This is a genomic window from Bacillus thermozeamaize, from assembly GCA_002159075.1.
Classification (GTDB): domain Bacteria; phylum Bacillota; class Bacilli; order ZCTH02-B2; family ZCTH02-B2; genus Bacillus_BB; species Bacillus_BB thermozeamaize.
Window position 1 is genome coordinate 1 of record LZRT01000046.1, and the last position, 1,650, is coordinate 1,650.

Annotated in this window: 2 protein-coding genes; both read left to right on the top strand. The window is 56.2% G+C overall.

All coding sequences use genetic code 11. The features are described from left to right. The first annotated feature begins 14 nt into the window (after positions 1-14). Complete coding sequence (locus tag BAA01_04455) at positions 15-782, top strand: electron transfer flavoprotein subunit beta (GenBank protein ID OUM89290.1); 768 nt, start codon at positions 15-17, stop codon at positions 780-782. A 62-nt stretch (positions 783-844) separates the two neighbouring features. Beyond that, on the top strand, positions 845-1,650 hold an 806-nt coding region (locus BAA01_04460), incomplete at its 3' end, for an electron transfer flavoprotein subunit alpha (GenBank protein ID OUM89291.1).

Sequence of the window (1,650 nt, forward strand, 5' to 3'; positions counted from 1 at the left end):
AGAGGAGATTTTGTATGAATATTGTGGTTTGTCTCAAGCAGACATTCGACACGGAAGAGAAGATCACCATCAAGGATGGCCAGATCAATGAAGACGGCGTTGAATTCATCATCAACCCGTACGATGAGTATGCCGTGGAAGAGGCAATCAAGTTAAAGGAAAAGTTCGGCGGCGAGGTGACGGTCATCACCATCGGGCCGGACCGTGCTGAAAACGCGCTGCGGACGGCGCTGGCGATGGGAGCCGACAAAGCGGTTCTGATCAATGATGAATCGTTGTTCGGGGATGAATACACGACCGCCAAGGTGCTTGCCGCTGCCGTGAAAAGACAGCCTTTCGATATCGTCCTCTGCGGAAACGTGGCCGTGGACGACGGTGCTGGACAAGGCGGGCCGCGGCTTGCGGAACTGTTGGACATCCCTCAAATTACGACCATTACCAAGCTGGAAATTGACAGCGACAAGGTGACGGTCGAGCGTGACGTGGAAGGTGACGTGGAGATTATCGAAACCAAACTGCCGGTGTTGGTTACGGCGCAGCAAGGCCTCAACGAGCCGCGTTATCCGTCGTTGCCGGGCATCATGAAGGCAAAGAAAAAGCCGCTGGAGCGCTTGACTGCTGCCGATTTGGGCATCAATCCGGAAGAGGTTCAGGCCAAGACCGAGACGGTGGAGGTCTTCCTGCCGCCAAAGAAGCAGGCTGGCAAGATTCTGGAAGGCGATGTGGACCAGCAGGCGAAGGAACTGGTTTCGCTGCTGCGTAACGAAGCCAAGGTGATTTAACGGCCAGGACGCGATTGTTTTGAATCTGCGTGTGAATCAACGGGGAAAGGGAGGAAACATTCGTGGCGAAGAAAGTGTTGGTATTGGCAGAAGCAAAAGACGGAAACTTGCGGAATGTGACTTTTGAAGCGTTGAACGCGGCGCGTCGCATCAGCAATGGCGGCAGCGTGGTGGCGGCGGCGTTCGGCTCTGCGGCAGACGGTTATGTCGATCAGCTGGCGCATTACGGAGCGGATCAAGTGGTTGTCGTCAACAACGAAAAGCTCAACCAGTACACCACCGACGGCTACCTGCAGGCCTTCATTAAAGTGATTGAGCATGTGGGGCCGGATGCGATCGTGCTGGGGCATACCGCTCTGGGGAAAGACCTGGCTCCCCGCGTGGCCGCAAAGCTTGATTTGGGCCTGATTAGCGACTGCACGGACATTGAGGTCAATGGCGACGAAGTGATTACCACGCGCCCGATCTATTCCGGCAAGGCATTTGCCAAGCGGAAATTCAAGAGCGGAACCTTGTTTGTCACGGTCCGGCCCAACAACATCGGTTTCGACGAACCGGACACCAGCCGTTCTGCCGAGAGGGTGGACCTGGCTGTCGAGCTGAGCGACGATTCCTTGCGCACCTTGGTCAAGGAAGTGGTGAAGAAAGCCTCCACCGGGGTTGACCTGACCGAAGCCAAAATTATCGTGGCAGGCGGCCGCGGCGTGAAAAGTGCGGAAGGATTCAAGCCGCTCTATGAGCTGGCAGAGGTGCTGGGCGCAGCGGTTGGCGCATCCAGGGGTGCCTGTGACGCCGGTTATTGTGATTACTCCATGCAAATCGGGCAAACCGGAAAAGTGGTCACACCTGACCTGTACATCGCCACCCT

Bases quoted from the DNA above. Each gene is read 5' to 3' on its own strand.
- BAA01_04455 (OUM89290.1), top strand. From the start codon at position 15: ATGAATATTGTGGTTTGTCTCAAGCAGACATTCGACACGGAAGAGAAG.